The sequence below is a fragment of the Niallia sp. Marseille-Q9988 genome, from assembly GCF_976954375.1.
Genome location: NZ_CDRJSZ010000010.1, coordinates 18,486 through 42,713, shown reverse-complemented (window position 1 = coordinate 42,713; position 24,228 = coordinate 18,486). Strand labels below are relative to the sequence as shown.

The 24,228-nt window shown below is 36.0% G+C and carries 18 protein-coding genes; 1 reads left to right on the top strand and 17 read right to left on the bottom strand.

Translation table 11 applies throughout. The features are described 5' to 3' along the window. Positions 1–133: 133 nt before the first annotated feature. The 5 genes from ACWNMZ_RS17865 to istA form a co-directional block, all read right to left on the bottom strand. Positions 134–484, bottom strand: a complete 351-nt coding sequence (locus ACWNMZ_RS17865; protein WP_016203358.1) for a GIY-YIG nuclease family protein — start codon at positions 482–484, stop codon at positions 134–136. Positions 485–599: 115 nt separating this feature from the next. Continuing rightward, entirely contained in the window at positions 600–1,346 is a 747-nt protein-coding gene (locus tag ACWNMZ_RS17860) for a DUF2087 domain-containing protein (RefSeq protein WP_031539494.1), read from the bottom strand. Between the two features lie 241 nt (positions 1,347–1,587). Beyond that, on the bottom strand, positions 1,588–1,713 hold the full coding sequence (locus ACWNMZ_RS17855) for a hypothetical protein (RefSeq protein WP_275044150.1): 126 nt from the start codon (positions 1,711–1,713) through the stop codon (positions 1,588–1,590). Positions 1,714–1,876: 163 nt separating this feature from the next. Further along, positions 1,877–2,641, bottom strand: coding sequence for an IS21-like element helper ATPase IstB (gene istB / locus ACWNMZ_RS17850; RefSeq protein WP_251628605.1), 765 nt, complete (start codon positions 2,639–2,641; stop codon positions 1,877–1,879). Continuing rightward, positions 2,641–3,924 carry an IS21 family transposase gene (gene istA, locus ACWNMZ_RS17845; RefSeq protein WP_048717507.1) on the bottom strand — a complete coding sequence of 428 codons (1,284 nt, stop codon included), beginning with the start codon at positions 3,922–3,924 and terminating at the stop codon, positions 2,641–2,643. The genes istB and istA overlap by 1 nt, the downstream gene beginning before the upstream one ends. Positions 3,925–4,301: 377 nt before the next feature. Here istA and ACWNMZ_RS17840 point away from each other — a divergent pair, with 377 nt between their 5' ends. Further along, the gene (locus ACWNMZ_RS17840; RefSeq protein WP_031540318.1) at positions 4,302–4,625 is read left to right on the top strand and encodes an HAD hydrolase-like protein; all 324 of its coding nucleotides are present in this window, start codon (positions 4,302–4,304) and stop codon (positions 4,623–4,625) included. Positions 4,626–4,829: 204 nt separating this feature from the next. Here ACWNMZ_RS17840 and ACWNMZ_RS17835 read toward each other — a convergent pair whose 3' ends face one another. The 12 genes from ACWNMZ_RS17835 to ACWNMZ_RS17780 all read right to left on the bottom strand — a co-directional run bounded on the left by ACWNMZ_RS17835 (position 4,830) and on the right by ACWNMZ_RS17780 (position 24,068). Continuing rightward, positions 4,830–6,047, bottom strand: coding sequence for an IS110 family RNA-guided transposase (locus tag ACWNMZ_RS17835; protein ID WP_235252491.1), 1,218 nt, complete (start codon positions 6,045–6,047; stop codon positions 4,830–4,832). Between the two features lie 290 nt (positions 6,048–6,337). Continuing rightward, complete coding sequence (locus ACWNMZ_RS17830) at positions 6,338–7,675, bottom strand: ISLre2 family transposase (RefSeq protein ID WP_449598711.1); 1,338 nt, start codon at positions 7,673–7,675, stop codon at positions 6,338–6,340. A gap of 156 nt (positions 7,676–7,831) precedes the next feature. After that, positions 7,832–9,295, bottom strand: coding sequence for a response regulator (locus tag ACWNMZ_RS17825; protein ID WP_048718474.1), 1,464 nt, complete (start codon positions 9,293–9,295; stop codon positions 7,832–7,834). Between the two features lie 424 nt (positions 9,296–9,719). Next, positions 9,720–9,935 (bottom strand): hypothetical protein, encoded by a 216-nt coding sequence (locus ACWNMZ_RS17820; RefSeq protein WP_048718472.1) that lies wholly within the window; start codon positions 9,933–9,935, stop codon positions 9,720–9,722. A gap of 551 nt (positions 9,936–10,486) precedes the next feature. Beyond that, positions 10,487–11,755 (bottom strand): extracellular solute-binding protein, encoded by a 1,269-nt coding sequence (locus tag ACWNMZ_RS17815; protein ID WP_284561544.1) that lies wholly within the window; start codon positions 11,753–11,755, stop codon positions 10,487–10,489. A gap of 21 nt (positions 11,756–11,776) precedes the next feature. Continuing rightward, positions 11,777–13,315, bottom strand: coding sequence for a response regulator transcription factor (locus ACWNMZ_RS17810; protein WP_031539428.1), 1,539 nt, complete (start codon positions 13,313–13,315; stop codon positions 11,777–11,779). After that, the gene (locus tag ACWNMZ_RS17805) at positions 13,308–15,095 is read right to left on the bottom strand and encodes a cache domain-containing sensor histidine kinase (RefSeq protein WP_102228180.1); all 1,788 of its coding nucleotides are present in this window, start codon (positions 15,093–15,095) and stop codon (positions 13,308–13,310) included. Before ACWNMZ_RS17805 ends, ACWNMZ_RS17810 begins: the two co-directional genes overlap by 8 nt. Positions 15,096–15,271: 176 nt before the next feature. Further along, a complete protein-coding gene (locus ACWNMZ_RS17800; RefSeq protein ID WP_284561545.1) occupies positions 15,272–18,448 on the bottom strand; it encodes a CBM35 domain-containing protein in 3,177 nt (1,058 codons plus the stop codon). A 211-nt stretch (positions 18,449–18,659) separates the two neighbouring features. Continuing rightward, the gene (locus ACWNMZ_RS17795; protein ID WP_031539434.1) at positions 18,660–20,474 is read right to left on the bottom strand and encodes a glycoside hydrolase family 66 protein; all 1,815 of its coding nucleotides are present in this window, start codon (positions 20,472–20,474) and stop codon (positions 18,660–18,662) included. A gap of 118 nt (positions 20,475–20,592) precedes the next feature. Next, positions 20,593–20,961, bottom strand: a complete 369-nt coding sequence (locus ACWNMZ_RS17790; protein WP_031539436.1) for a hypothetical protein — start codon at positions 20,959–20,961, stop codon at positions 20,593–20,595. 101 nt (positions 20,962–21,062) lie between these two features. After that, on the bottom strand, positions 21,063–21,353 hold the full coding sequence (locus ACWNMZ_RS17785; protein ID WP_031539437.1) for a hypothetical protein: 291 nt from the start codon (positions 21,351–21,353) through the stop codon (positions 21,063–21,065). 171 nt (positions 21,354–21,524) lie between these two features. Then, positions 21,525–24,068, bottom strand: a complete 2,544-nt coding sequence (locus ACWNMZ_RS17780) for a glycoside hydrolase family 31 protein (RefSeq protein WP_031539438.1) — start codon at positions 24,066–24,068, stop codon at positions 21,525–21,527. Positions 24,069–24,228 lie beyond the last annotated feature (160 nt).

The window sequence follows — 24,228 nt, the reverse complement described above, 5'->3', positions numbered from 1 at the left end:
TTTTTACTATTGGAAAAATTCTCTCTAATATACTAATCTTATTAAGTAAGATACCAAGTAGGGACGAAAAATGAAAGTATTTTCTATTAATTGCGGATATGAAATAAAGATGTCCTATTCAGACATCTCCATCCTATTTCTTATTATTGTAGCCTCTTTCACCAAATGGCTGTAATTTCTCCAACCACTTTTCCTCCAACTTTGCTAGCTCTTCTTTTTCATTATAATAAGGATCGTCTTTCGGCTTTAGCACTTCTACAATCTCAAATGAAAATGCGTCCTTCCCGTATTCCTTCCACTCTTCCACTAATTTCTTGTTGGCATATCCGCCATTTTCCAGTGAAAATTTCACTCCATTAATTGTTTTAAAATTTCTCGTGCTAACGACACAAATTTTCCCGTTCTTACTATTTGTTATCGTATAAATACCAGCTTCAATCGGAATTTCTCTATACTGTTGTTTTAGCTCTTTTTTGCGGTCCATGTTATGTCTATCACCTTTCTATTATTTTTTTGTGTTCTCGTAAAGGTTGTTGCTGTTCCCCACAGCTTGAATAATTAATTTTCTATTGAAAAAACAAGATTCTTTTAGAAAAAGCCTATTTTTTTAACCAATAAAGGCTTCCATCTGCTTTGCGATCAAGAAATCCGTATTCAATTAAATATCTTCTTATCAGAACATAATCATCATAAATAGTCTTTAAAAGCTGATTTAATTCCTTTTCGGAATAGCTCTCTTGCTCTTCTAAATACTTGGATATTTCACGGAGAACAATTAATTTTTGCTTTTGCTTGATTGGAAATTTACTCAAAACCCCATCCTTGAAATATTTAGCTGTTATGCTTTCCTGTTCTTCTTCCGTAATATTGTATCTATCGTCTACCATTGTGGCTGTTTTATGAACAGGAACAAAGCTAGGCGCATGATTATCCTTTTCCTTCATTAACTCCATAATCGCCAGAAAATTTCTCGCTTGCCTTTCCTTTTCCTTAAGAGCAAAGCGATGATGCCGAATGGTTGAAGCACTGCCAATTGCCAGCGCTTTTTTCACTTCTTCATCACTTTTCCCATGATAAAATAGCTCCAGCAATTTAGTCTGATGCTCCGTTAATCCTGTCATCTTTTTATCTAAGCTAAGTAAATAATGAAAAACAGATTGATGAGCATCTTTTATGTGGCGCTGCATGAACTTTTCCGCTTCATATAATGTTCCATCTTGTGGATAGATAATACCTTTCTCTATCTGCTCCCCACATAAAAGACAAAGATAGGAATCCTGTTCATCGATATAGCCCTTTTTTAATTCATCAATCGTTGCATTTTGAAAATAAGATGAAATCTCCATAAAACAAACACCTCGTTTATATGTTTGTTATTTTACAAACAAATATTATTTATGTCAGTTAAATAATAAACTTTTTTTGGTTAACCGTCAATGTTTAGGGAGATTTTGTTTGTTTTGATGGTAGTAAGCTGGGAGGAATCTGTGCGGGATGAACGCTACTTTTTCGTTTGATTCTCTGCTTTTTGGCGTTCATCTAAGCGATGAACACCACTTTTCTCCTGTTTCCTCTGCTTTTTGGCTTTCATCCACTTGATGAACGCCACCTTTCTACTGCCTCCTCTGCTTTTTGGCTTTCATCCACTCGATGAACACCACTTTTCTCCTGCTTTCTCAACTTTTTGGCGTTCATCCACTTAATGAACGCCACCTTTCTACTGCCTCCTCTGCTTTTTGGCTTTCATCCACTCGATGAACACCACTTTTCTCCTGCTTCCTCTACTTTTCGGTTTTCATCCACTTAATGAACGCCACTTTTCTTATAAATGTCAACACAAATATGTACAATTTTGCTTGCGTAAGGATGTACAAAATCACTCGTTTTCTTGCGTTAAATGAGCCTTTAATCGATAAGAATCACCTACAATGGTTACGACAGTTGCGTGATGTAAAATACGATCTAAAATCGCATTCGCTAGTTTAGTCTCTTGAAAAATTGTATCCCACTCTTTGAAATTTACATTTGTAGTGAGAATCGTACTTTTCTTTTCGTATCTCATGTCAATGAGCTGAAAAAAGAGCTTCGCATCTTCCGCATCTATTGGCAAGTAACCAATTTCATCTACGATTAAAAGCTTGTACTTGGCATAATGCTTTAAACGACTTTCTAAACGGTTTTCCAACCGTGCTTTCTTCAAATTCTGGATTAAATCATGGCACTTAATAAAATAAGTACTAGTTCGTTTCTTCGCTGCGGCAATTCCGATTGAAGTGGCCAAATGGGTCTTTCCAACACCACTTGTACCCAAGAAAACGATATTTTCATTCTCCTCTATAAAACGGAGCGTTAAAAAATCTAAGATTTGTTGTCGGTTAATGGAGGGTTGAAAATCAAAATCGAAATCAGTTATTTCTTTACGATGTGGGAATGCACCTACTTTCACCATTGCCTGTGTCATATTTTGCTCTCGGACATCAATTTCATAGTTCGTTAATTTAATCAAAGTATCATTAAAGGACAATTGATTATTTACACTAAAGTCTATGACTTCATTTAAATGTAACGCCATTTGCTTAAGCCCCAGATACTCTAGATTCTTTAATAATTGCTGATGATTTGTTGTTGTTACTTGATTCATTATTTATACACTTCTCCAATCGCTGCTAAGTTCTTTTTCGCTAACTCATCAATATTAGGATAGTTAGGCATAGAAACCCCTAGTGATTCCTGATAGTGGGTTTCTTGATAATTTAATTTCTTCCCACTTAAGGGATGTTGTGCGATGAGCTCCGTGTTATAATAAACCCATATTTGATCATCATACACTTGTAGTCCAACTCTCTTTCCTTGGTATTTTGCTGGTACCGAGTATTGATTCGATTTGTAAGAAATCATGTTGGAGGCATTCACCTTTACAAGCTTATGATTGATTCGATAGAAATCTCTTACTTGGACAGTTGGTAGCTGGTGTAAGAGGTTCTTTTCTTTTTTAAATTCTAATACTGGTATCTTGCCAGTCCCCTGATGTACCTCATGATTGACTCGATTACATAAATCCTGTACAAATCGGTGTAATTCTTCTAAGGTCAGTTGACCTTGATAAGCATGAATTTCATCTAATAGTTTCATCGTTGTTTCTACTTTTCCTTTTGTACGTGGTCTGCCTGCTACACAAGGTTTTACTTTAAAACCAAAGTCGTTAGCGAATTGTGCAAACTTATTATTCACTTTTCCGCTAGAAAATTCTGTTCTAGCTTCATCCATAACTGTTTTCATATTGTCCGTAATTATCTCTGAAGGAACACCACCAAGTGCTTCAAATGTTTCCGTTAAAAACGAAAACAATGTACTTTGTGATTTAGAGATACTTAGATGGAACGTGCGGAACCTTGAATAAGAAAGAACAAGAACGGCCACATTCACTTCTACCTGTTGACCATCCTTAGTATCAAATAGAATACTTTCTTTCCAATCTAGTTGTGCTTGTTTACCTGGTGCTGTTTCAAAACGAGCTGCCCCTTTGGGGGAGGCAATCTTTTTGTCCTCATCAAAATAAGCTTTAAATTCTGGTATTCTAGCTATATACGCCCTAAATGTAGAAGCCGAACAATCAAGACCATGATTATCTTTTAAATATTGCCAAAGCACCCTCCGATAATAAAACTTCTGTTTCGAATCCTCCGATAAAAGTGCGGCTATAATTTCATAATATTCATCAAGCATAGATGCCTTTTTCCTTGTACGTTTTGGAATAAACCCATTGAGATATTTATCGATTGTTCTACGATCTACCCCTAATTCCCTAGCTAATTCACTTTTATTAATTTTCATCTTTAACTGCTCCATTACTTGTTTGAATTTTCCTAAATCTGAAAGACTCTTAATCTCAAAATCTGTTTCAATATTTAACTTTATGTACATACTAATCACCCAATATTAGTATGTAATTCATAATCAATTTTGTACATCTTTATTCAAGCACGTTTGTACATATTTAAATTATCATTTCTACTTTTCTCTTATCTCCTTTGCTTTTTGGTTTTCATCCACTTGATGAAAACCACTTTTCTCCTATCTCCTTTGCTTTTTGGCGTTCATCCACTTGATGAACGCCACTTTTCTCCTGCCTCCTCTACTTTTGGCTTTCATTCACTTGATGAACACTACTTTTCTCCTGCCTCTTCTGCTTTTTGGTGTTCATCTTCACCCCCTAACTCCTCCTCTAGCAATCTCCCAATAGACTTTCCAAAATAAGTATATTACCATGTAAGAAAACAGTATTTATGGAGGAGTAAAATTTGAATATTCTTTGGGATTTTGATGGTACGTTATTTGATACATATCCTGCTTATACAGATATTCTTTATACAGTATTGGAAGAAAAGGTGGATAAGGCAGCTATTTATAAAGAGTTGAAAGTTTCTTTCTCCCATGCAATTGAGTATTTTCACTTAACAGAAGAGCAACGAAATGAGATTAAGCAGATGAATAAAGGAATTGTTGTTAGTGAAGTGAGGCCTTTTCCAGGTGTAGAGGAAATTTTAAAGGCTGCGGAAACAAATGTGATTATGACACATAAAGTGAAACTTCCATCAGTGGGGGTTTCCTTCCTCCCCCACTGATGGTTAGTTGAACCAATCGGACCTTTACGGACAGTTGATCTCCCACCTAGCTTCCTCGTATTCTCATATGCTTGAGGGGGGAGTCTTACTCCCATGAAAATAAACTGTTGTCATCTTGGAAATTTGGCAATACTAAATACGACGCAGCTCATTCGTGTTTTTTGAAAGAGAGCGCATATTCCAATTTATGAATGGTCCGTTTGCTTAAGATACTTTTGAGATGATTACTTGGTAGCCAAGTTTCTCTAACCTTTTTACGGAATAACTAACAATTGACTGTTGTTTTTGTTTATCAAAATGATCTTCTCCAAGATCAACATAATATTCCTTACGGGTTAAGAGGTAATAGGCAATTCTCAACATCGCATGGGCAACAGCCATTCCAGCTCTCTTTCTTCCTTTTCTCGCACAAATTCTTCTATAAAGCGCACCGAGATAGGTTTTTGATCTTGCAACCGAATGAGCCGCCTCTATCAATGCTGACCGTAAGTATTTATTCCCTTTTTTCGTCTTAGATGATTTCTTTTTACCCGCACTTTCATTGTGCCCTGGTACAACTCCCGCCCATGAACATAAATGAGCTGCAGTTGGAAACTGTTCCCCCACTTTATTTCCGATTTCAGCTAAAATCTGTTGGGCAGTAGGAATGGCAATCCCTGGAATAGAATCTAATCTTTCTATATCTTCCTTGGATGGTTCTAATCTAGATTCGATCTCCTCATCAATCATTTCAATATGTTTTGTCAAAAAATCTATATGGCTTAAAATCGACTTTAACATCATACGTTGATGGGCAGTTATTCTTCCTTGAAGGGAAAGTTCTAGTTCCTGTCTTTTCTCTTTTAACTTTCCTCTAGCTGAATTAGCTAATATCTCCACGTTGTCTTCGCCATCAGCGATCGATTGAAGCATTTCTCGGCTTGATACTCCAAAAATATCGGAAACAACGGATCCTAATTTAATATTGGCACCTTCCAGTACTTTTTGGATTCGATTATGTTGTCGTGCTCGTTCCTCCACCATACTTCGGCGATATCTAACAAGTTCTCTTAATTCTCGTTGATCTCTATTTGGAATATAGCTACCTTTTAGTAATCCATGTCGGAGTAATTCACAGATCCACTCGGCATCTTTTACATCTGTCTTTCTTCCAGGAACTGCTTTGATATGTTGGGCATTGACAACTAAATAACCGATTTCCTCCAATTCTAATAAATTGACAATTGGCTTCCAGTATACCCCAGTACTTTCCATCGCCACTTGTGTGCATCCATGTTCCTTCACCCAGTCTACTAGTTCTAATAAAAATACAGTCATAGTAGAAAAGGTTTTAATCTCCTTTCCCTCTGGAGTAACTACACATGCGGTTATACTGTTCTTATGAACATCTAACCCACATGCACGTTCCACAACTACTTGCATAAAAAAGCATCCTTTCTACGGCCACTAATTATGGAGGCTGGTGCAACAACCAGAATAGGGTTAATCTCCCATGCGTGCTTCTCAAAGAGAGCGACAATTGTTGGTGCACCTTGATCGTTGGTGTCAGACTGTCCGATGGACTCGAGGTACCACAGTAAGTCGACCTTCCTCTGATTGAGTCAAGTTTTTGTGGGAGTTTTTTTAGCTCCCTTTTTTATAAAGTAAAACCTCTAAGTTTGTATCCGCTTTCCAATTGGTTTTGTTCTTCCAACTGTTGATTCTCTCATTTTTTAAAAACCTTTTAATCCCTGTAAGGCAAAGTGAACAGGTTTTCCAATCGCTTGATTTAAGTATGGCATGTTCTGACGCACGGTTTCTGTTACTAATTTTGTGGGTATTTTTCTTTTCGCTCGATGCTCTTTCTTTGATTTTTCCGTGGCTTTTTCCCATTTCCCATATATCGTTTGGATGGATAGGTCATCCTTCAATCCAATCCACAAGCGCGCCATGCTCATGACCCCTTTTTTGCTCCATGCTCTTCCATTCTTTAATCGTTTGGCTAATTGATTCATCATCGCCTCTGCACTTCCCATTGGACGATACGCTGTCGTGTCCACACCTTTTTCCTGTAACCAACTACGGTAATCTTTTATGGTTTCCTGATGATGCGTTAAAAAGGCAAGGAAATGCTCTAGTTTTTCTTCTTCTTCTGGTGTATCCATTGTTCCTACTGCGCTATTCAACTCTAGAAGTAATGTTTCTACCTGGTAGTTTTTTAACGCTCTTTTCATGTAGCGGTATCGAGGATGGCTCTTCATTAGTTGCTTCATCGAACGAGCGACATGAAAACGGTCCATGGTGAAAAAGGCGCGTTCCCGAAAATACTCCCGACATGCCGTTATCCAGCCTGCTCCATCGCCATTAATAATAAGCAAGGTTTGGGTAGGATCATACGCATAATGATTCTGTAAGAACGTTTCAAAGGCTTCCCAAAAGGGTTCTTTTCCTTCATAAAGAAAATGCCTTTTATTTCGGAGCCTGACTCGCTTTCCGTTTTCTTTCCATCCCTCGTGTACAGCGGCGAATTTCAACTCCCATCCACGCTTTTTCTTTTCTTGACTCTTCACATATAATCCATCTACTTCTACAAACAATACCTTTTGAAAAGGGCGTTTTTCCTTAGCGGGAAGTACGCTTGTTTGAAGAAGATGTTGCCGTAATGCTTCGTGGCTCATCGCCGAATAGCCTAAAAATTGTTCGAACGTTTCCACCGCCTTTCGATAGGAGGAGCCATTTGTCGCTAGTTCTAGCCCCCATTCTTCTAGTAGCGGACTAAATCCCTTATTCCCCTGAAACTGTAAATAGTGATCTAATAGACAAATATATTTTTTGGTCACACGATCGAAATAATAATTACGCTTCAGCTCCACAGCTCCAAACGCTGTATCTACTCGTATTTCTCGCTTATCTCGTAAAGCAAATCTTCTTTTGTCTCGTTGCTGAGCAATCTCTTGATCCCAATTTTCTAATGTTTGAACAAGAATTTCTTGAAACGTCATTTGTAGTGTTCGAAATAAAGTTTTTTCCAATTCTTTTAATGATGGCATTTTTGTGTTACATTGATTCATGAGAGCCTCTCCTTTTCGTAGTTTTCTAGTCAAATTCTACTTTACAAAAGGAAGCTCTCTTTTTTAATGCTTCATTTTTTCCAGCTACCGCGCTCTCGCTTGGTGGCCTTTTTGTCTAGTTGGGGGACGCGTCCCCCAACTAGACAAAAAGGATATTTATTCTCCCACAAACATTTTACTCATACCACTTATCTCTGCAATCGGCATCGTATCATGGATTAATAGCTTTGTTGCTTCCTCAATTCGTACTTTATTTAAATATTCATTAAATCCTTCGCGATTATTAGATGCAAAATAGCTTGATAAATACGTAGGGTTAAAATGAAAATGGTTTGCTACATCGGTAAGGGTAAGTGGTTCTGCATAATGATTCTGGATATATTCCAACATCATTTTCATATTTGACTTAGATGAATGATGGTTTTTTTCGTGAATGGCTTTTTTGACTTCTGAAAGGAATTGATGCATAAGTTCCACAACCTCACCTGCTGAACCCGCTTCATCGATTGAATTAAAATACTTAAATTTTTCATTCTCCAATTCATTTACATCATAACCCATATTGTTGAGGAGAACCGTTATCGTAAATATAATGTTTTCATGGAAAGATTTATATTCAAACACGTCCGTTGTAAAAAAAGTCAAAAACTCTGTTATATATTTCTGTAAATAATCAAAGACAATTTCAAAGCGCTCATGCTTAAATTCATTTGTAAACCAGTCCAAATTAAACGAGGGGATTTTAACAGCCTCAGTCGGCATTGTTTCTTGATACAATACGTTTTCTTCCGGAAAATAAAAACGATAATTCAGCATGGGCTTTATCTCATTTTTATACACGTTACCCACCTCATAAAAATCATTAAAACCTTTGCTTATGGCAAAACAAGCTTCATTCTCACTATTCGCTAACTGTTTAGAAAGATCTAGAACTTTAATAAGCTCTTTATCATTTATGTTGATAAGAAACACAATGACATGTGGTTCACCATGAAAACTGTAATGCACAGCATCTTTCAGTTGATCATTAAAGACGGAGATAAGCTTATCTTTAAAATATTCATCTCCTTTAGTAGGAAAATCTACTGCCAATAAATAAAAAGTAGAATGCGGAAAAACTTCTGAAATCAAATTGGGATCAGATGTATCCTGATAGCCTGAAAGTAACCGATCCATTAAGTAAGTAACTGAAATAGAGCAATCCTTGTTCTTTATAGATTTCTGTGAAACCGGTATCTTGCTTACAGCTGTTTTTAATACCTTTAGTAGACCTTCAGCATCGAGCTTTGGCTTTAAAATATAGTCAACAACACCATGCTGGAAAGTTGATCGAACATAATCAAATTCTGCAAAACTGCTCAGAATAATGATTTGAATATGAGGATATTTTGCCTTCACAATTCTTGTCAGTTCTTCCCCATCCATTATTGGCATCACAATATCAGTTAATATAATATGCGGGTTTGTCCGCTCAATTAATTCAAGTGCTTCTTGTCCATTTGATGCTTCACCGATTACTTGAAAACCTTCCTTCTCCCAGTTAATATAATGCTTTATCCCTTGTCTTATTAAGTTTTCATCATCGACAATAAGTGTTCGATATAGTTCTACAGATTTCACATTCATCCCTCCCCATAAGAGACAATCAGTTAAGTGAATATAGTTCTCATTTTATTATACACTCTTATTAGAAGAGACGAATGACAAAATATGCATCCATTTTCGAGCCCCTGAAAGAAACTCCATTTGAATGTTTAGTAAAGGCTGTTTTTGCATACTTTGTTGTTTTTAATTCAGTGCTATAGGTGAAAATTAGTTTCGTTCCATTGCGCTCCAGACACACGATGCACCGGGGAGGAAGCTGAGCCTTCTCGTCTTCGCCTGCAGGGTTCTCAGCCTTTCCTCTACTTCCCGCAGGAGTCGGGTGTCTGGAGCTATATTTCACTATGAAGTTAAAATCGTATGTAAAAGCAACAATCTTTGCGAAAACAACCTTAATAAATAAAAGGGTTAGAGTGCTTTTATGCGACTCTAACCCTTTTTATTATTTTTCAATTTTAACAGACCATTTTCCATCTGCAGTAATAACTAGTCCATAATATCCATCCGTTGACAGTGAGTACCTTTGCGAACCTTGATACGCTCCAATTTCATTTACCATTAAATCAGAACCATTTAGCAAGACTGCAAAGTTACTTGATCCAGAGATTAAAGGTAAACTTATGATTGCCACTTGTAGTATTGAAAAATACGACATCATCACCAGTGCCTTCTAAAGTCGTAGGGGCTTCAGCAATATCAAGTCGAGGAGTTTGATAGATGCTAAAATTCCATTTTCCACCTGCGGTGACGTTTAGATAATAATTACCATCAGCAGGAATCACAGCAACTGTTTTCCCTTTGTAATTTCATATCGTATTAACTAATAGTTCCATGTCATTTCCAGTTTCATCTTGAAGATGTACTGCAAAGTTGGCCCCACCAGTATGAGAACCTTCAAAAATTGCCCAACCAGCTTTAAGTGTAATTACTTCAGTCGCAGTATCACCTGAACCACTTACAGGAACCTTTGATTCTTCAAATACTTTTTTTGCCTGTTCTTTTTCTGCAATTCTTACGTCTAACTTTCTTATAAAACACTAAAGTATTACGTTGGGGCTTTTGTTTAAGCATACATTTTTATTTTCAACTTTCCTAAAGAAACTTTTCATCACTTGGAAAACATTTACTTTTTGCTTGAGGATATAAAAGAGGAACTTCAGGTGTGAATCCCCATTTGAATTCACGTCTGAAGTAATATGATTAACCTTCTTACCCATCAAGAGCGAGTAATTTATCTATTTCCATTGCGGCTTTTTTTAAACCTCCTTCAACACTGACTTGTTCATAGAATATTTGCCTCAAATAGTTTGTATAGATTTCATTTATCTGTTCCCACTCGGGGAGTTGTGGCCTTAAATGGGCTTGATCTATGCTCGCAATATAGCTTTTATAATAAGGATACTTATCAAGGATTCCTGAAAATGGAACATGGCGGTTTGTCGGCAACAAGCCTGCTTGTAATAATAGCTTTTGAGGTGTTTCTGTTGTCATCCATTTCATAAAGGTCCATGCAGCTTCACGGTGTTTTGTACCCTTTGTCATCACAATATTTTCCCCACCTAAAATCGAAGAAGATTCTCCATTACCGGGAAAAGGAGCTGAAATTGTTTGTTTATTAATCAAGGCCAGCTCATCATTGGGTTGAACACTATAAAACCAAGGGCCTTCATCTATCATAAAATAATTGCCGCTTCGAATATTTTGCCATGTCTCAGGATAACCGCTCACAATCTGTTTTGGAAGATTAGAATTTCGATATAATTCAACAAGCTTTTTAACGGCTTTAATACTACCCTCACTATCTAAATAACCAGTTGCTCTTGTATAGTTTGGATCTGTTAATTTACCACCGAGTCCATAAAAATAAGGCAAACTTCCCCATGTATGAACATTTAGCATGCCGATCTTTAAGTTATTCTCTTCAACAATCTGAATGAATTCTTCCATTTTTCCAGGTGGAGTTTTCAAGCCAATATCCCTTAATACTTGTCGGTTATAAATAGCAACCTTTGTATTTGTATTTAATGGCAAACCATAATAACGTCCTTCAAATACATTTGATTTTAACGGTGCATCATAAAAACGATTCTTTAATTCATCAAAATCATCAAATCTACTAACAGGATATAAAAGTTTCAGGTCAGCAAATTTAGGCATCCATGTAATATCCATTCTTATAATATCCGGGGTGCTATTAACGGATGCTCTGCTAATAAGAGATGACATTAATTGTTTATTATATGCTTGACGGACAGGCTTTACATCGATTTCAGGATGTTCTTGTTCAAATAATGGAATCACTTCATTTTCAAATATCTTTGTTTCCTGTTCACTATACGTATGCCAAATTTCAATTTTTTCATTCACTTGATCTTCTGCTATTTTGGCAGGGCTGCGTTCATCAATAATGGTTTGATTTGTGCAACCGATCATAACGCCCAATAAGGCAAACCATAAAATTAATTGGAATTGACGCATTTTGCATTCCCTTCCTCTTTCTTACTTTTGATGCTGCATTCTAAAATCTCCTGGGGATGAGCCTGTTACTTTTTTAAACAGCTTGCTAAAGTATTTCACATCATTAAAACCAGCATTCCCTGCTACTTCATAAACTTTTAGAGAAGTATGAACCAATAGTTCTCTAGCTTTTTTTATTCGAAGGTCAATTACATAATCAATAAAGTTTTGCCCTAGAAATCGTTTGAACAAGATACTGAAATAATTTCTGCTTATATGAATATGATCGGCAACATGTTGAAGCGTCAATTCCTGTGTATAATGTTTATGAATAAAATCAAGGGCTTTATCTATTAACTCATTATCTGTATTTGACTTCATTTTCTGGTCTGTAATATATTGGTCACATGCTTCGAATCCCTTTAAGAGATATTCATTCAGATCATTCAGTGACTCGGATCTTTCAATTTCTGAGCATCGATCAATTAAAAATGAGTACTCTATCCGCTCCATAAATAGTGTTGTTAAAATGTCACATGCCTCTTTCTTAATGTCAGTAGGTGTCATTTGTTCACTTCGCCATTGTTTGAGCCTCTCATCCAGGAAGATAGGAACGTTCTCTACATCAATATTAGTAAGAAGTTCTTTCAATTCCTGCAGGCTTAAAGGATGAACGAATTCTTCCACAGGATGTTTATAAACAAAAATATTGGTATGTTGATAAAAAAAATGCCTTTGACTTGCTAAAATGCTTCGTTCATATCCAGTAACTAGGTCTTTACAGTCTGTTACAACTTCATATCCAAAAGAAAAGCTGACTTTTGCTTCTTTTTCAACTTTCTCTTTTAACCTATGAATGTCCGTAAGTGGATTACATGTATTATTAATAAAGAATAAAAGTTCACTTTCCCCTATTTGAATACTAATCCCCTCTTCTCTATACTTATAAAAGCGTTCTTGGATTTCTTCGAAAATAAGACTTTTAAATAAAAAGCCATATTCTTCTTCTACCTTGTCAATTTGCTTCATTTTTAAACAAACCACAATAAAAGGAGTTTGAAATATATCAACTAAATGACCAATATTGGTTTCTCTATGTTTTTGAAGCAAAACCCGCTTTACTTCCTGCTCAATTTTTTTTCTTTCCCGAAAATGATTTGTCCGTTCTACAGAATCTAACTTTTTCTTAATCGTTTGTTCTTCAACAATTTTTTTTACGCATTTTTGAATGGTCTTGCAAAACGATTCCGGTTCAAGAGTCGGTTTTAATATATAATCCATTGCACCATGAGTCAGACCTTCCCGTGCGTAATCAAATTCATTATAACTGCTTACTAATACGACCTTTAACATTGGATTTATCTTTAGCGCTTTTTTCATTAATGTTAGACCATCCATTACCGGCATTTTAATATCCGTAATAAGGATATCAACTTGGTCCACAGCCTCTATTGCTTCTAACGCTTGCTTTCCATTAGAAAAATCACCAATTAAAAAAAGGTTTTCTTGTTCCCAGTTAATGGAGGACTTTAATCCAAATCTAATAATCGGTTCATCATCAACAATCATAACTTTATACATGATCTCCACCTCTAGTTTTCGACCTCAATATAAGTCTCACAATTGTGCCTTCTTGACTACTTTCAAGTTCCACTTTTGAGTCTTTATGAAAATAGAGTTTCACAGAATCATAGACATGCCTTAACCCGATTCCAACAAATGAATTTGTACGATTCGTTGCTTGTTGGAGCTTTTTTAAGGCATCTATTTCAAATCCTATTCCATTGTCTCGAATTTCTATTTCTACTCCGTCTGTGATGTTTCGTCCAATAATAGAAATGGTCCCTTTTTTATCTGTAGGTACAATACCATGAAAAATAGCGTTTTCGACAATGGGCTGTATAATCATTCTTGGAATAAGAAAATCTTCCACTCCTCTTTCAAACTGCGTTTTCAAAATGAAATTTTGTTCGTACCGAATTTGTAGAATCACCATGAACTTCTTAACAATTTCAAGTTCTTCGTTAATCGTTACGAACGTTCCTGTTTTCCCCATGTTTGCTTCCAACAGACTGGATAATGCTGATAAAGCAGCATTTGTACGCTCTGTTTGGTTGAATTTAACTAACCATCGGATCGTACTTAATGTATTGAATAGAAAATGAGGGTTAATTCGATGTTTAATTGCCCGTAACTCAGCTTCTTGTTTTTGAAACTGTTCTTCCTTTACCTGTTTTACCAGTTGTTCAACCTGGTTGATCATCCGATTAAACTGGATGCTCATCATGCCAATTTCATCAATTGATTTAACATTTGTTCGTACATTAAAGTTTCCTTTTCCGACTAATTTCATTTGACGTGTTAAGACGTTAACTGGCTCTGTAACTCGTTTAGCTATTAATATGCCAATAAAGATTGACAGAATTCCAAATAAGATTGAAGCTAAGATAGTGATCCTTTGAATAGTCGTCAATTCACCTGTAATTTCGCTGATTGGTACCACACCTACAATGGACCAACCATTTGCCATTTCCTGTTTAACCCCATAATAAGGAATATCTTCTTTATATTGAAATTCTAGTTCATCACTTAAGATATGCTTACGTAACGCTTTGTTTTGAACTGGGTTATTAATATTCTGCAAATTACTATCAATCATAATCATACCTGTGTCATCGACAACAAAAAAACGTCCTGTTTTTCCTAACTTTAATTGATTGATTTTATCAAGGATGGCATTTCCATCTAAGCAAACTTGTATATATGCAATATTTTCAAGATTATTGAAGTCTTTCATTACTCTGCTGATCGATAATACAAGCTCAGTATTTTCTCCTGCTCCGGTAAATTTATCATATTGAAGCCCTTGCCATACCAATTCTCCGTCTTTTTGAACAGAATCTTTTACCCAGCTAAGCTCTTGAAGGTTGACTTGTGATAATTTATATGGAGAAAATGTCCCGCTACCCCAGCTAACTCCCTCATCCTTTAAGATATAAATAATCCTTACAAATGAACTAGAATAAATATTGGAATTTAAAAATGAGGTTATATACTCTTGATTTGCTTCAAATTCAGATATTGGTAGATTTTCATTGGAATTTTGCTTAACAATTTCCTGGATTCGTTCATTACTATAAATAAGATTAGACATATCGCTGCCTGTTGAAATAATATAGTTCAGAGAATCTGCGGCTTGCCTGGCAATTTGTAAAGAGGATTCCCTAACATTTTCTTTTACAATATTTGATGCAGCATAATAAAAAAAGAAACTAGTAGAAACAGTTGGGATTAAACAAACAATTAGAATGACAACAATGACCTTTGTTGCAAAACGTTTTTTTAATAGTTTATAAATCATCGCTTATACCCTCATTAATATTTGTCCTACACTTCATTTATCTCAATTTTACGATTATTTAGACTCAATAACAATCTTGGTCCAACATTTTACCTGATGAATGTAAAATGATTCTCTGATTAAGGGAAATGAAAAGTAGAGCAATGAAACGAAATCAGTTTCACTGCTCTACTAAGCTAGAACTTTATTTGGATTTTCTTCTCTTCATTTGTTGGTATATTTAAAAATACGTTGTTTTGTTCATCATAGAAATAAACTTCCACTTTCTCTCTTACTTCCTCAAAACTGTTTACTTTTTTATATGTTTTATTTTCTGTTTGTATTTTTCTAGGCATCTTTTGTATTGGAAGCTTTACTAGATGAGAAAAATGCTTTGCCTCATTTTGATTATCCTGTTTACGAGTTAATTCAATTTTATTCCTATTTTTTTCTATGTTGAAATAATGATTGTGATAAGCTGATTTCAGCTCGATATTATCGATTGTCAGCTTACCGTCAGACTGTGAACTGGCGATATTGCCAATTTTCAAGACATCCCCTTCAGATACTTCTATATCAGGGATAATCACTTTTTTCATATCTTCAGACTCTGGAACTTCTACTTTTTCTATCGTTCCATTTTTTTCAATATAAAGAAATGCTTCATTAAATTGACCGCTTCGTTTCATGTTAGCTGTTAATTCATAAGTACCAGCCTGTGGTACAACATACTGCCAAAGATCGGATTCAAATGCTTTTTCATTCATTCTCGAAATTTGGACAACTCCATCTTCAATTGACTGATTAACCATATTACTGCGGCTCCAGTGGGCAAAGCCTGCTTTAAAATCTCCATTTAATAGAATCGATTGTTTTTCTTGATCTTTTGCTTCACCTAATGTAATAGAATCCAGATTAAAGTTACCAGCAGCATTCTGAATTTGTACTAAATTGGTTCCTTCTTGAAGGACTATTTCTGTTCTTGCTTCCTTCCATTTCCCATTGGTTGGATTCAATTTCACTTGTTTTGAATTCGTATTTTCACCAGTGCTTACTTCCCTCACTCCTATCATTGCCTCACTTGCTTTACTAGCAGAATAGTCTATTTTTAAGTTATACACGCCTGATTTTGGTGCACTAATCGCATATGTTACACTTTCATCTTTCTCATTAATGCCATTTAAGTAACCAAACCCAGCGTGCCCAATTTGCTCATTAGCAAATTCTATTCCTTTACTATACGAAGCTGCTTCTGCTTCGTATACGTTCTCAGTCGTTGTCGGGATTACTTTTAATACAACACTATCATGTGGTTCAAGTGTAACGGAATGTGATGTTTGTATACCTAAATCCTTATGGGCCCATACATCACGAACATGGCCATTTTCAATTCCTAGCTCTTCTTTAAAATTAAAGTTAAACGATTTACTCTCATCATTGCGATTAAACAATCCAACTACCCAAGAACCGTCTGGAAGCTGACCTACCCAACGTTGGCTGTCACGGCTAGAATTAGACTCCCCATAATGTTTAGCGCTTTCATAAATTGGTTTTCCAACCAGTCCCACCTTATTAAACTCAATGAGCTCAGGATTTTGATAGTATTTATAGTTAGCTCCAATCGTATCATACTGATCTGAAATAGCGATCGGTGAGCCGGCAAGTGTATACAATGACAAAGTTGTTTTCTTTTCATGATCTGCATATAGACCAGTGAATGTATTCAATCGAAGGAAGTCACCATCCAATATCATGCTCGAACGGCCGCCGATATCAGAGAAGCCTGTAAAGCCTTGGAAGGAATTTGCCCATTGTGACCAACCTGGTCTCCACTCTTGACGTCTGCCGCTAATATGATCCCAGCCACCTGTAAACGTGTCTTCATTAATACGAATCATGTCACCATATTTTTGTTCAAGTTCACCGTGATTTATAAGATGTGGCATGACAAGACTTAGGAGAACATTGTTTTCTTTAGATGCTTCTGACATCCACTTTAATGATTTTTCATACAGTTTTCTGTCATGAGCTTGCCCGACTGTCCCTATATTAGCATCTGTTCCTGTTTCATACCATGACAGGAAATCAACTCTCAGAAAATCAGCGCCCTGTTCAGCAAAAAAGTCAATGTATCCCTTAATATATTTTTCTGCATCAGGATGATTCACATCCACCCAATAAAGTGAACGCTCATTCCCCTGACCACCGTTGAATCGATCACCATCTGTCGGGTCATCCGGATCACCTTGATCAATCAAATCCACGACATATGTCGGTCCACCAGGATTATTTTCAGTTCCTATGACAATATATTTATCAGGATTATTTACAACCTCAGGGCTAATCCATAACGGATTGTAGTAAATGCCAAAGTCCATTCCTTTTTCCTTTAAGTAGGCTCCCCAGAACTTCCAAGTATGACCATCCGGATATTTTTCAGATGGATATTGGAACGGCTCATTTTCCTCGTTGTCCTCTTCCGGCTTTTCACCTGTCTTATATAGCTCAACATTATCTAGCTGGAAAGAACTGTGATCTCCTTTTGCATCAATATTGAATTCAACAGTTAACTGTCCATTCGTCACCTCTGCTTTAAATTTGAAAAGCCCGTAACGTGCTTTCCCATATTCATCTGTCAGCCCGTCATTTAATTCAACAACTTGTTCAGGAGCTGGTTCGTTTTCTTCTGTAGTATAGTAGTTTTTCAGCTTCATAGTTGCAGTACTTGTTCCATCAACAAAGTTTTGAACATCGTTAGGAAACTTCACTCGCGCTGTTAAAGTATAATTTCCATTTTCAAGCCCTTCTATTGTTTGAGAAACCTTAGCAGTATGTGGTTCCGGTCCATACACCCATAATTTAGAGCCTTCATATGCATCATTTGCATCAACTCCGTACATTGCATCTGTTTCGACTTTCCACCCTACGTCAACACCCTCTTCAAAGTCACCATTTAGAAGGATTCCTAGCTCGAATTCTTCCTCCGTCCCATCCATATTCATTGGATTGGTCATCCATTTATCATTATGACTTACAACATAGCCATTTTTATTAAGCAAAGTTGCACCTTCAATCCAACCATCAGTTGAAACCATGTCATAGCCGTAAGGTAGGAAGTTTTTAGCCATCCAATCAATATTTTCCTTCAACCGTTTCTCAGGCATAAATGTATTTTTCGTCCACTGATGTTCATATGTCATAAAATACATCGGTCCTGCCCCTTGCCTTGTATATGGGCTGTCCTGTGCAGAAGCAGTTCCTGTTAGTGCTGTTGTTAATGCCATCGTAGAAAGAATAGAAAAAGCACTGATCTTGTAAAATAACCCTTTCTTTCTTTCCCTACTCTTTTTCTTGCTTCTATTGTGTTTACTCAATGAAATAACCTCCCCATTCTTAAGAATAGCTGATGATTTTCATTATCCAGGAAAGCGCTATCATTTTAAATCGCTTATATTACAAAATTTGTGTCTTATATACCGTTTCTTCATTGAAGAACAAAAAAAGGTGTCATATCTTCCTGTTTAAATATTTTCATCGGAAGATATGACACCTTTAGTCCACTTTTTGGGACTGTCCCCAAAAACATTATTCGTACTCCACTACAACCATGTCCCAGTATTTTAGACTCGGCAGGGTAAATGTTACTTTCCCATTTTCCTGTTTAAAAGTAAGTGAGTTAGGTAAACCATTCTCAATATCCGGTGAAGCAAGCCAAACTTTTTTTATAGCTTTAGTCTCTTCAAGCTCAACAGTTAACTTTTGACGATCTTGAGGCTGTGCTTGACTTGCATTTGTATCACGCCACTCTAGTGTTGTAGCATCTACAAAGTTAATAAAGTGTATAACTTTTTTATTTGCTTTTTGTTTTGCAAAGCTCCATACTTTTCCTTGTTCCGGTTGAGAAGAGAAAAGAACCCAATCAGGTGAATGAACCGCAAGTGAAGCCTCATGCATGTTATCACGAAGCAAGTTTTCATAGGCAACTAAAAAATCATAATAGGTAATAAGGCTACTTTGCAAAGATTGATCCATTTTAAAGTTATTATGAGGAAAATATTCTTTTGAAAGCATATGCTCCCCTAATTCTAAATGAGCACCTCCCGATGCAAAGATGACACTGTTAGCTAATAAAATACCCGGCGTATTAAATTCTCCAATTTGATTGGAAGATTCATAGTTCATATATGCTGCTAACACTGTATTTTTAGTCCCCTTAGAATCGGAATTATTCTCATCAATAATTTGTTTTAAATCACCGTAATATTTAAAATGATCCCATACCTCTGTATATAAAAAGTCAATTGGCGAGCTTACAATTTGTTTTTGACCGTACTGGTTTACCGCATTCATAACAATACGTTTATCCTGTGCTTCATTTTTTATACGTTGTAAAAACGGAAGAAAGGTTTCATCGATTGCAACCTGATTTCCATCAAAATCATAGACCTCGCCTCTAGGACCAAGCTGGTCAATATGCCATCCATCGAATGGAAGAGCTTCATATACACGTTTTTGTTGGTCAATGAGATAGTTCTGCCAATCAGAATTTCCTGGGTTTACTAGAAATACGTCACTTTTCCATTCATCTGGTAGTGGGTGATAATCATGTTCATTTTTCTGTTGATCCTTAAATAAACGCCATTCTTTATTCACACCATCCTTTTCTGCTTCAGAAAAAGCACCATACAAAAGGTTATATGCCATCGTTGTCATGTTGCGATCATGAGCAAGCTGAATATAATTTTTGATCGTTTCGAGATAGATTGGACGATTAGCAATATCCTCCCAATTTGCTGCTGCGCCATTGTTTTCTACTTTAAGTGGTTGATGATGCTTAAAATGCCAATCATAAAATTGTAAACCATTGATGTGATAGCGGTTCAGTTGGGAAATGACAGAATCCATTTTCTCCATAGATTGGTCTTGAAAGTTTGATAAAAACCCGTAGCGAGGAAATTGGGACCAATCACTTGAAACATCAACTGCAATCGTATGATCCTCTTGTATTGAATCAGATGTATACTGAACATGGACGAAATACCCTTTAAAATCCTCTTTTGGCGGCTGCCATTCCCAGTGTACTTCTTTACTATTTTCCGCTACTTTTACTTCTAGTTTCGAAATAACGTTATCTAAATGGTAATATGTAATGGTTAGAATTCCTTCTGTTAGTCCTTTTTTCAATTGAGCATTAAATTTCACCGTGTCATCATAATGATAGGCTGCTTTATCAGTTGAAATTGTTTTAATAATGTTTGAATGTTTTGGTATAATTTCAGATGAATCCTCTTTGTGGTCTTGATTAGGAGATGAATTGGAGTACGTCGTCAAACCTATTATTATTAATAATAAAAAAATAATAGATAAGAAAATTAATAGATACTTTTTTTTTGATAACATAAAATCTAACTCCTCATTTTTACACAACTTTCTTATTATTAAAGGGAACTAACGATCAAATTAGTCCCTTTTTTGGATGCTATATTTGTTTATGTTTTGTTGTTAATAGGCGATATATTTATTTCTTCCAACTATAATCGGCATCAATTATTTTTTCAATTGGATGTCCGCTCTCTGACAACTCTTCAATCACACACCCTAAGTATAAATCCGCTTGCCAAAGTCCATTTTCCGGTATATCAATTGTAATTGTATATGTTCCAGGCCCATAAACATTCGTGATCGTATCATATACTTTTTGACCCTCATAAGGTTTACCATCTTCTTGAGGTAATGTTCCCTCAGGGTATACATAGCTCGAAAAGCTGATTACAACAGGGTCCATACCTTCTAGAATGGTAAATGTCGCTGTTCCATTTTCAACACTAGAATGAAAAAGTTGATCTAGTGGTCGCTGAAGATCTGTATAATCTGTCTTTTCTTTCACAGTTATGGATTCACTCCATAATTCTCCTTTTCCAGGATGTCCTGGACGTTGATAGGCTTTGAAAATATAATTTCCTGGTTTATTTGGATCTAGAGCATAACTTATTTCGTTTCCCCAGGGTTTAAAGGGGCAACACTTCCGGAATAAACCAATTCACTATTTTTAGGGTTTCCTTTTGCAGACCAGTAGACCTCATATTTTACTTCACCTTGCATGGCTCTTGAATCTTGTCCATTTTTTATGGTAGCAGAAATACAGGAACAATTTTCATTTTGATCAATAAATGATAGTGAACTTCTATCCCATTGAGCCCTACCATTAATTTCAGATAGTTTTTGTTCTTTCTGGACACTGACATTTTCGACTTGCTCAGGTTTTATTTGTTTAGCCAATGCCTGATTAATAGGTTGAATAAATGATATGGTCAGTAATGCTGTTACAATAAATCCTGAAGTAAATTTATTCCCCTTTTCGATAATTTTAATGAAAAGATAAAATTGACCATTAATGCTGACAAGAAGGAACGATTCTTTCGTCCCTTCTTTCCCTCTCTTATATCTTGATTAACGAATTTGTACTTTCTTCTTCTCATCAGCAGGGATACTTACATAAAGAACTTTCGCATTTTCATCATAAAAGAATGTGTTTGGTTTCCCTTGAGTTTCTTCGATTGATCCAACTGGTTTGTATTTATTTTTACCTGCTTGGATTTTTGAAGGTTTTTCTGTATTGTTTAATTTTAATGTGTATTGCTGTACCTTTGAGTCAGAGTATTTTTTAACCTTTTGTTTTTGTTTAAATGTAATATGGTTTGGTTTTTGTTCTACCTCGAACTCTGTAATGTTATATTCACCAGTTTTGTAGTCTTCTGTTGCACCATCATCTTCATAGAATGAATATGTTGCCTCTTCTTCTAAATATGTGTCAAGCACTAGATTTGTAAGTGGCTTTTCATCTGTATATTGCTGTACTTCACGTGTTGGGATGATTGACTCATTTTTCACAAAGATTGGCATATGATCAAGTGGTGCATCAACTGTAATCGTTTGTCCGCCTTCATATTCTTTTCCAGTCCAATAGTCTGTCCACTTTACGTCTTTTGGTAAATAAACTTCACGAGAAGTTTGACCTTGTTTCACAACGGGTGCTAGCATCATCGAATCACCGAACATGTACTGATCACTTATATCATTTGTTTTCTCATCATTTTGGAATTGGTAGACTAGCGGTTGTTGAACCGGTTTACCAGTATCTGCTGCTTCTTTAAATTGATTATATAAGTATGGTAATAATTTATAGCGCATTTCAATGTATTTCTTACTGATTGCCTCAACTTCTGGACCAAATGCCCATGGTTCTTGACCTTGTTTAATTTCTGCTTTTTCATCACTATCATAGTGAATACGAGAAAACGGCAAGAATGCTCCTACCTCAATCCATCGAGCGAATAATTCTGCATCTGGGCGAGCTGCAAAACCACCAATATCATTTCCTACAAATGCGACCCCTGACATTCCAACGTTCATATTCATTGGTAGTGACATTTCTAAGTGTTCCCAGTTACTAACGTTATCACCTGTCCATAATGCAGCATAGCGTTGTGTACCTGCATACATATCACGAGTTAAAACGAATGGACGAGTGCCTGGTTTATGCATTTTAAACGCATCATAAGTAGCTTCTGCTTCATCATGGCCATATAAGTTATGGTACTCAGTATGAAGAATTTTGTTGTCTTCATATCCAAAATACGTATCTAGCGGTAATGTATGAGCATGTCTGTCATCATCAATGAAAACAGCTGGTTCATTCATATCATTCCAAATCCCATCAATTCCTGCATTTAATAGCACATCATGATGTTTAGCCCACCAATCACGTACCTCTTGTTTAGAGAAATCAGGGAAAGCAGAATCACCAGGCCATACTGGTCCAATGTAGTTCGAGCCATCTGGATTTTTCGCCCAGAAGTCTTTACTCGTTCCTTCTTGATAAATGCTGTAATTCTCATCTTGCTTAACAGCTGGATCATTAATCGCAATTGCATGGAATCCTTCCATCTCTTTTAATTTCGTTAATGCATCCTTATATTGTTGGTTCCATGTAAACACTCGATAGCCATCCATATAATCAATATCAAAGTGCATTGTATCTAGTGGGATATTCTTTTCTCGATAAGTTTTTGCAACATTCAGAATTTCATCCGCGGTATATCCCCACTTACTTTGATGCAACCCTAATGACCATTTTGCTGGAATATCCATTTTACCTGTTAATTCAGTATAACGATCAATTACATCACCAATTTCCGGACCATATGCAAAATAGTATGTTAATTTTCCGCCGTTTGCATAGAAGTAGTAATAGTCATCAGACTCACTTGCCATCTCGTAGTATGAACGATGTGTATTATCAAAGAAAATTCCATATGCTTTTTTATCTTTTAATCCGATGAAAAAGGGAATAGATGTATATACATACTTAGTATCTTTAGTGTATGCATAAGCATCCGTATTCCATAAACCTATGCTATCCCCGCGTTTATTGACTTCTAATCCAGTTTGCTCACCAAAACCATAAAAGTCTTCGTTTTCATTCGTTTTCTTAAACACATAAGGCTTGCCATTTTCATAACCTGAAGTTGCACCTTGGTTTAAATAATCTTCGTTAATGACATTTCCTTCTTTATCAAGGAATTTCACTCCGAATTGCTTTAAGTTAATTTTAACCGTAATTTCATCTGTTTTGATTGTGTATTCATCTGCGCTACCGTTTGCACTAAATGGCACACGTTTCCATTCACTTTCTTTTTTCTCAATTCCTCTTGATTCGAATTCCTCTTCGCCTTTTTCTACAACAGAAACTTTCACAAGATCTTTGTCAAATATACGAATATAACCTTCGTATGAACCAAGATCAAATTTGACTCCATTTGAGAGTTCTGTTACTCCTTGAACCGTTAACTTCTGAAGATTTTCCTTCTGTAGAGGAGTATCTGCCTCAGGTTGTGTAACGGCTAGTGCGCTTGGTACGCCCGCTGAAAAACTTACTGTTGCTGCTAGTGAGAGCCCAGCTAATACTCTTAATGATTTTTTCGATAATACCATGTCTTCACCTCGTAAAAAATAATTTGTAAGATTACGGTATAATCTTAGCGAACATTGAAATATTCTGTCAACTAACTGTTTTATGAAATATGGGAGTAGGGACATTTGCTCACGGCCATTGATAGGAGAGGTGTGAAAACGCACACTTTTTCCTTGAAAA

What these genes read in the sequence shown, in the direction of transcription:
- ACWNMZ_RS17865 (WP_016203358.1), bottom strand. Translation starts at nt 484, where the DNA reads ATGGACCGCAAAAAAGAGCTAAAACAACAGTATAGAGAAATTCCGATT.
- ACWNMZ_RS17860 (WP_031539494.1), bottom strand. Translation starts at nt 1,346, where the DNA reads ATGGAGATTTCATCTTATTTTCAAAATGCAACGATTGATGAATTAAAA.
- istB (WP_251628605.1), bottom strand. Translation starts at nt 2,641, where the DNA reads ATGAATCAAGTAACAACAACAAATCATCAGCAATTATTAAAGAATCTA.
- istA (WP_048717507.1), bottom strand. Translation starts at nt 3,924, where the DNA reads ATGTACATAAAGTTAAATATTGAAACAGATTTTGAGATTAAGAGTCTT.
- ACWNMZ_RS17835 (WP_235252491.1), bottom strand. Translation starts at nt 6,047, where the DNA reads ATGCAAGTAGTTGTGGAACGTGCATGTGGGTTAGATGTTCATAAGAAC.
- ACWNMZ_RS17830 (WP_449598711.1), bottom strand. Translation starts at nt 7,675, where the DNA reads ATGAATCAATGTAACACAAAAATGCCATCATTAAAAGAATTGGAAAAA.
- ACWNMZ_RS17820 (WP_048718472.1), bottom strand. Translation starts at nt 9,935, where the DNA reads ATGATGTCGTATTTTTCAATACTACAAGTGGCAATCATAAGTTTACCT.
- ACWNMZ_RS17815 (WP_284561544.1), bottom strand. Translation starts at nt 11,755, where the DNA reads ATGCGTCAATTCCAATTAATTTTATGGTTTGCCTTATTGGGCGTTATG.
- ACWNMZ_RS17810 (WP_031539428.1), bottom strand. Translation starts at nt 13,315, where the DNA reads ATGTATAAAGTTATGATTGTTGATGATGAACCGATTATTAGATTTGGA.
- ACWNMZ_RS17805 (WP_102228180.1), bottom strand. Translation starts at nt 15,095, where the DNA reads ATGATTTATAAACTATTAAAAAAACGTTTTGCAACAAAGGTCATTGTT.
- ACWNMZ_RS17795 (WP_031539434.1), bottom strand. Translation starts at nt 20,474, where the DNA reads ATGTTATCAAAAAAAAAGTATCTATTAATTTTCTTATCTATTATTTTT.
- ACWNMZ_RS17780 (WP_031539438.1), bottom strand. Translation starts at nt 24,068, where the DNA reads ATGGTATTATCGAAAAAATCATTAAGAGTATTAGCTGGGCTCTCACTA.